At 71.3% G+C, this 6,868-nt stretch carries 7 protein-coding genes; 6 read left to right on the top strand and 1 reads right to left on the bottom strand.

Annotated elements, in window-relative coordinates:
- Both C1J01_RS44835 and C1J01_RS44830 read left to right on the top strand, forming a co-directional pair.
- On the top strand, positions 1 to 963 hold a 963-nt coding region (locus C1J01_RS44835; protein WP_146615963.1), incomplete at its 5' end, for a transporter substrate-binding domain-containing protein.
- 59 nt (positions 964 to 1,022) lie between these two features.
- Positions 1,023 to 2,009: a malate dehydrogenase gene (locus C1J01_RS44830; RefSeq protein ID WP_111185108.1), complete on the top strand. Its 987-nt coding sequence runs from the start codon at positions 1,023 to 1,025 to the stop codon at positions 2,007 to 2,009.
- Positions 2,010 to 2,266: 257 nt separating this feature from the next.
- Here the strand turns inward: C1J01_RS44830 and galE are convergent, their stop codons facing one another.
- Positions 2,267 to 3,214, bottom strand: a complete 948-nt coding sequence (gene galE / locus C1J01_RS44825; RefSeq protein WP_111185107.1) for a UDP-glucose 4-epimerase GalE — start codon at positions 3,212 to 3,214, stop codon at positions 2,267 to 2,269.
- An 86-nt stretch (positions 3,215 to 3,300) separates the two neighbouring features.
- Here galE and C1J01_RS44820 point away from each other — a divergent pair, with 86 nt between their 5' ends.
- The 4 genes from C1J01_RS44820 to C1J01_RS44805 all read left to right on the top strand — a co-directional run.
- Positions 3,301 to 4,614 carry a hemolysin family protein gene (locus C1J01_RS44820; RefSeq protein ID WP_111185106.1) on the top strand — a complete coding sequence of 438 codons (1,314 nt, stop codon included), beginning with the start codon at positions 3,301 to 3,303 and terminating at the stop codon, positions 4,612 to 4,614.
- A 14-nt stretch (positions 4,615 to 4,628) separates the two neighbouring features.
- Positions 4,629 to 5,630: a tryptophan--tRNA ligase gene (gene trpS / locus C1J01_RS44815; RefSeq protein ID WP_181449316.1), complete on the top strand. Its 1,002-nt coding sequence runs from the start codon at positions 4,629 to 4,631 to the stop codon at positions 5,628 to 5,630.
- A gap of 101 nt (positions 5,631 to 5,731) precedes the next feature.
- The gene (locus tag C1J01_RS44810; protein ID WP_111185104.1) at positions 5,732 to 6,601 is read left to right on the top strand and encodes an alpha/beta fold hydrolase; all 870 of its coding nucleotides are present in this window, start codon (positions 5,732 to 5,734) and stop codon (positions 6,599 to 6,601) included.
- Between the two features lie 66 nt (positions 6,602 to 6,667).
- On the top strand, positions 6,668 to 6,868 hold a 201-nt coding region (locus tag C1J01_RS44805), incomplete at its 3' end, for a hypothetical protein (protein ID WP_146615962.1).

Here is a 6,868-nt window from a genome sequence, read left to right as displayed (position 1 = left end):
ACCCTGCCCCCAAGCCCGCCCGGGCCGCAGGAGCAGGCGCCGTACCCGATGACCGAGCCCGCGGGGGCGCGCAGGCGGCGGCGCGGGAAGGTCTGGGCCGCCGTCGGCACCGCGCTCGCGCTGGTCGCCGCCGCGGTGCTCGCGCTGGCGATGAACGGCAGCCTGCCCCTCGCGTTCGGCCAGAACCCCGAACCTTCGCCGACCGTGCGGCCGTCCGGCGAAGACCCGGTCAACCCGTACGCCAGCGTCGTCGACAAGGTGGCGCAGAGCGGGAAGTTGGTGATCGGCGTGCGCGGCGACCTGCCGGGCGTCGGACTCGACAACGGCGGCCGGTACGAGGGCTTCGACGTCGACGTCGCCAGGCGCATCGCCGAGGGGCTGGGGGCCAAGGAGACGACGTTCGTCAGCGTGAGCGGCTACGACCGGGCCGCCGCGCTGGCCGAGGGCGCCGTCGACCTGGTCGTCGCGACCTACTCGATCGACGGGAGCGACGTGGAGTTCGCCGGCCCGTACTACCTCGCCCACCAGGACATCCTCGTGCGCGCGGGCGGGGGGATCGACAAGATCGGCGACCTGAAGGGCAAGCGCATGTGCGCGCCCAACAGCCCGTCGGTGGGGCTGGTCCAGGACCGTGTGGCGGTCGAGGCCGTGATGGCCCCCGACTACGCGGCCTGCATGGACATGCTGCGCAGCGGCGAGGTCGACGCGGTGCCGGGCGACGACCTGATCCTCGCCGGGTTCGCCGCGCGCGAGCACGCCCGCTTCAAGGTCCTCGGCGCGAAGCTCAGCAACGAGCGTTACGCCGTCGGCATCCGGCACGGCGACGTGAAGACGTGCAAGGCGGTCAAGGGGCTGATCGCGGAGTTCTACCGCACGGGCTTCATCGACAAGCTCGTGACCAGCCATTTCAAGACGGTGGATTTCGATGCCGAACTGAAGGTGCCCGCGATGGAAACCTGCTGAGTACGAGCGGGTAACATCCCGAAAGTCAATCATTCGTGCAGCGAGATAGGGGTAACGCCATGGCGTCGTCAGCCACTGCGCCCGTCAAGGTGACCGTCACCGGAGCCGCCGGCCAGATCGGCTACGCATTGCTGTTCCGCATCGCGTCGGGGCAGCTGCTCGGCGCCGAGGTTCCGGTCAAGCTCAGCCTCCTGGAGATCCCGGCGGCGGTGAAGGCCGCCGAGGGCACCGCGATGGAGCTGGACGACTGCGCGTTCCCGCTGCTGTCCGGCATCGAGATCACCGACGACCCCAACGTGGCGTTCGACGGCGCCAACGTCGCGCTGCTGGTCGGCGCCATGCCGCGCAAGGCCGGCATGGAGCGCGGCGACCTGCTCGGGGCCAACGGCGGCATCTTCGGCCCGCAGGGCAAGGCCATCAACGACCACGCCGCCGACGACATCCGCGTGCTGGTCGTGGGCAACCCGGCCAACACCAACGCGCTCATCGCCCAGCGGAACGCGCCCGACGTGCCGGCCGACCGCTTCACCGCGATGACCAGGCTCGACCACAACCGCGCGCTGTCCCAGCTGGCCGCCAAGCTGCAGGTCCCGGTCACCGAGATCAAGAAGATGACGATCTGGGGCAACCACTCCGCCACCCAGTACCCCGACCTGTTCCACGCCGAGGTCGGCGGCAAGGTCGCGGCCGAGCTGGTCGAGCAGGAGTGGCTGCGCGAGACGTTCATCCCGACGGTGGCCAAGCGCGGCGCCGCCATCATCGAGGCGCGCGGCGCCTCCTCGGCCGCCTCGGCCGCCAACGCCGCGATCGACCACGTCCACGACTGGGTCAACGGCACCGACTGGACGTCCGCGGCCGTCGTCTCCGACGGCTCGTACGGCGTGCCGGAGGGCCTGATCTCGTCGTTCCCCGTGCGCTCGGTGAACGGCACGTACGAGATCATCCAGGGGCTCGAGATCGACGCGTTCTCCCGCGAGCGCATCGACGCCAGCGTGCGCGAGCTGGAGGAGGAGCGCGAGGCCGTCAAGCAGCTCGGCCTCGTCTGAGCGCCGGCATCCGGACGGCGGGCGCGCGTCTCCTGGGACAGAGGAGGAGCGCGCCCGCGTTCCGTTTCTAGGTCGTGTCCACCGGTGGGCAGGAGGCGGGCTGGACGGCCGGGGCCGGCTGGGACGTCGCGAAGACCACACCGGCGGCGGCCGTGAGGCTGCCCACCGCGACGAGGGCGCCGAAGAGCAGCTTCGTGACCCTAGGTGAAAAGCTCCTCACATTTCGGTATCACAGCACACATTCGCCTGCCGTAGGGCTATTTCCCGGAAAGCGCTCGCCAGGCATCGGAGACGATGTCGCGCAGCGCCGTCCGCTCGGGCTTCCAGCCCAGCTCACGCTGGATCTTGGCGGACGAGGCCACCAGCACCGCCGGGTCGCCGGGCCGCCGGTCGCCGACCACGGCCGGGATCTCGTGACCGGTGACCTCACGGCAGACCGAGATCACCTCCTGCACGGAGAAGCCGGTGCCGTTGCCCAGGTTGTAGATCCTGTGCTCGCCGGGCGTGACCGCGTCCAGCGCCAGCAGGTGGGCCCTGGCCAGGTCGGTCACGTGGATGTAGTCGCGCACGCAGGTGCCGTCGGGCGTCGGGTAGTCGGTGCCGAACACGCTCACCGACTCGCGCTCGCCGGTCGCCACCTTCAGCACGTTGGGGATGAGGTGCGTCTCGACCGTGTGGCGCTCGCGGTAGCGGCCGTACGCGCCGGCCACGTTGAAGTAGCGCAGGCTCACCGCGCCGAGGCCCCACAGCCCCGCGTACGCGGTCAGCGCGGTGTCCACGGCCAGCTTGGAGGCGCCGTAGGGGTTGGTCGGGCGGGTGGGGTCGTCCTCCTGGATGGGGGAGCGCTCGGGCTCGCCGTACGTGGCGGCCGTCGAGGAGAACACGATCCGCCGCACGTCCTTCGCGCGCATGGCGTCGAGCAGCGCCAGCGTGCCGCCCAGGTTGTTGGCCCAGTAGAGCCCCGGCCGCTGCACCGACTCGCCCACCAGCGACCTGGCCGCGAAGTGCAGCACCGCCTCCACGCCGTCGAGCGCGTCGTGGGCCTCGGTGATGCCGGCCCGGACGAACCGGGCGCCTTCCGGCACCGCGTCCTCGTGCCCCGTGGACAGGTCGTCGAGCACGGTGACCTCGTGCCCCGCCTCCACGAGCTGGGCCGCGACCACGCTGCCGACGTACCCCGCTCCGCCGGTCACCAGCAGTCTCATGTCCGCTCCTGTTCGAATATGTTTGATTTTGTACGGCTTGCGGTTCAGCATACGCTGGAAAGCGGACGAGTACGCTGCCAACCACCATGTTCGACACCGTCGCGGCAAACATCGCCCTGGTCCTGCTCTTCATCCTGATCGGGGGCTTCTTCGCCGCCGCCGAGATGGCGATGGTCTCCTTGCGGGAGAGCCAGGTCCGCAAGCTCTCCCAGCGCGGCCGCCGCGGCGAACGCGTGGCCAAGCTCGCCCATGATCCCAACAGGTTCCTGTCGGCCGTGCAGATCGGCGTGACCGTGGCGACCATGTTGTCGGCCGCGTTCGGCGCCGACCGGCTGGCCGCCCAGCTCGTCCCCGTGCTGGAGGGCTGGCGGGTGCCCCAGGCCGTCTCCCCCGTGCTGGCGCTGGTGCTGGTCACCCTCGCCATCTCCTACGTCTCGCTGGTGCTGGGCGAGCTCGCCCCCAAGCGGCTGGCGCTGCAGCGGGCCGAGGGCCTGTCGTTGTACGTGGCGCCGTTCCTCGACCGCATCGCCGCCCTGTCGCGCCCGGTCATCTGGATGCTCTCGAAGTCCACCGACGGCGTGGTCCGGCTGCTCGGCGGCAACCCGAAGGCCGACCGCGAGGAGGTCACCACCGAGGAGCTGCGCGACATGGTGGTCGGCCACACCGAGCTGACCGCCGACGAGCGCAAGCTCATCGGCGAGGTGTTCGCCGCCGGCAAACGGCAGCTCAGGGAGGTGATGCTGCCGCGCACCGAGGTGGAGTTCATGGAGGTGGACACGCCGCTGAACGAGGCCGCCCGGCTGGCCGCCACGCTGCCGCACTCCCGCTTCCCGGTCTACCGGGAGACGTACGACGACGTCGTCGGGTTCGTGCACGTCCGCGACCTGCTCGACCCGGAGCTGGCCGGGCGCAGGGAGCCGATCAGCGCGGTGGTGCCGATCAGGACGGCCAAGTTCGTGCCCGCGTCCAAGCGCCTGCTCGCCACCCTGAACGAGATGCGCGACGAGGGACAGCACCTCGCCATCGTGGTCGACGAGTACGGCGGCACGGCCGGCATCGTCACCCTGGAGGACCTCGTCGAGGAGCTCATCGGCGACATCAGGGACGAGTACGACCTGGAGGAGCACGTCGTCGTCCTGCCCGCCGGCGAGATCGAGATCGACGGCCTGACCAACCTCAACGACTTCGCCACCGAGACCGGCATCCGCCTGCCGGACGGCCCGTACGAGACGCTGGCCGGTTTCGTCATGGCCATGCTCGGGCACGTGCCCGTGGAGGGGGAGCGGGTCGAGTTCTCCGGCTTCGAGCTCACCGTCACCGAGCTCGACGGCCGGCGCATCTCCCGGGTGCGGGTGAAGCGTCGTCCGGCGCTCGAGTCGCCTCCCGACCAGAACTCCTGACACAATTGCCTGCTATGGCCAGACCTCGTGTACTCTCCGGCATCCAGCCCACCGCGGACTCCTTCCACCTGGGCAACTACCTGGGTGCGGTCCGCCAGTGGGTCACCCTGCAGGAGACCCACGACGCGTACTACTGCGTGGTCGATCTCCACGCGATCACCGTGCCGACCGAGCCCGACGCGCTGCGCCGCCGCAGCCGCGTGGCCGCGGCCCAGCTCTTCGCCGCCGGGCTCGACCCCGAGCGGTCCACCGTGTTCGTGCAGTCGCACGTCCGCGAGCACACCGAGCTGGCCTGGATCCTGATCTGCCTCACCGGCATGGGCGAGGCCGCCCGCATGACGCAGTTCAAGGACAAGTCCGCCAAGTACGGCGAGAGCGCGGCCAGCGTCGGGCTGTTCACCTACCCGATCCTCCAGGCCGCCGACATCCTGCTCTACCAGGCCGACTCGGTGCCGGTGGGGGCCGACCAGAAGCAGCACCTCGAGCTCACGCGCGACCTCGGCCAGCGCTTCAACCACCGCTTCGGCGAGACGTTCACGCTGCCCGAGCCGTACATCCTCAAGGAGGTCGAGAAGATCACCGACCTGCAGGACCCTTCGGCGAAGATGTCGAAGTCGTCCTCCAGCCCGGCGGGCATCCTCGACGTCCTGGAGCAGCCGGGGCCGCTGCGCAAGAAGGTCATGCGCGCGGTGACCGACACGGGCTCGGAGGTCCTGTTCGACGAGGAGAACAAGCCCGGCATCTCCAACCTGCTGCGCATCCAGTCCGCGCTGACCGGCACGCCCATCCCCGAGCTGGTGGCCCGCTACGACGGCCAGGGCTACGGCACGTTCAAGAAGGACGTCGCCGAGGCCGTGGTCGAGGCGTTCACCCCGATACGTGAGCGCACCGAGAAGCTGCTGTCCGACGAGGCCGAGCTCGACCGCATGCTCGCGATCGGCGCGCGGCGCGCCTCCGAGGTGGCCAGGCGGACGATGGAGATGGTCCGCGACCGGGTGGGCTTCCTGTCCGCGTAGCCTTCCGTCTTTCTCCAGGCCCGGACGGTGTCCGGGCCTTCTCTTTCGGCGTCGCCTTAGCAGTGCTAAATTCGCCTTAGCGTTGCTAAGGAGGTGGCCGCATGGAGGTCCCGACGTCGGACGGCACGCAGGCGCGGGCGATCGACGAGGGCGCGGGCCCCGTCGTCCTCGTGCTCCATCCCGGGTTGGACGACGGCGACTCCTGGGCCCCGGTGGCGCGGCGGCTGGCGCCGCGCCACCGGGTGCTGCGCCTGCGGCGCCGCCGCTACCGGCTCGACCTGCCCGCCGGCTGCACGATCGCCCAGGAGGTCGAGCACGTCCTCGCCGTGGCCGAGGCCGCCGGCGGGCCGATGGTGCTCGTGGGGCACTCGTCCGGCGCGGTCGTCGCGCTGGAAGCCCTGCTGGCCGCGCCGTCGGCGTTCGCCGGAGCGGTGCTCTACGAGCCGCCGGCCGTCATCGGCGCCCCGCTCGGCGGGCCGCACGGCGAGGTGCACGCCCGGTGCCGCGCCGCCGTCGCGGCCGGCCGTCCCGGCAGGGCGATGCGGATCTTCACCCGCGACACCGTGGGCCTGCCGGGCTGGGCGGCGCTGCTGGCGGGCGCGTACGTGTCGTTGTCGCCGAGGATGCGGGCGCTGGCGCCCCGGCAGGTCGAGGACAACGCGGCCATCGACGACCTCGGCGTCCGGCTGGCGGCGTACGCGGGGATCGGCGTGCCGGTCGTGCTGCTCGGCGGCGACCGCAGCCCCGCGCACCTGGGCGAGCGCCTCGACGCGCTGGCCGAGGTCCTGCCGGACGCCGAACGCGTCGTGCTCACCGGCCAGGGCCACTCCGCCCACGCCCAGGCGCCGGACCGGGTCGCCGCCGTCATCGAGGCCCTGACCGCCCGCGTCCTGCCCTCCGACGGGACCGGGGGCCCCGCCGCGGGTACTCCGGTACCCCGGGAAGACCCTCCCGGCGGCCGAGGATCTTGACCTCTGTGCCCGACAGGCTGGAAGCCGTGACACCGAGCACGGATCGGAGGCCTGGCATCGGTACGGATGGCATGGCGGACGCTGCTCCGGCACCCGGGCAGCCTGATCGGCGGGTTCGTCACCCTGGTCATCGCCGCCACCCTGGTCGGCGGGACCCTGTTCGTCATCGACTCGGTGCGGGCGCAGCGCGTCCCCGTCGAGCGGTACGCGGGCGTTCCGGTGGTCGTCGGGACGGGCGGCTGTCCCGATGGGGAGGGGGGTCAGGCG

The sequence above is a fragment of the Nonomuraea aridisoli genome (assembly GCF_003236395.1).
Taxonomy (GTDB): Bacteria; Actinomycetota; Actinomycetes; order Streptosporangiales; family Streptosporangiaceae; genus Nonomuraea; species Nonomuraea aridisoli.
The sequence above is the reverse complement of the archived record's forward strand: the minus strand, read 5'-3'. Positions and strand labels throughout refer to the sequence as shown.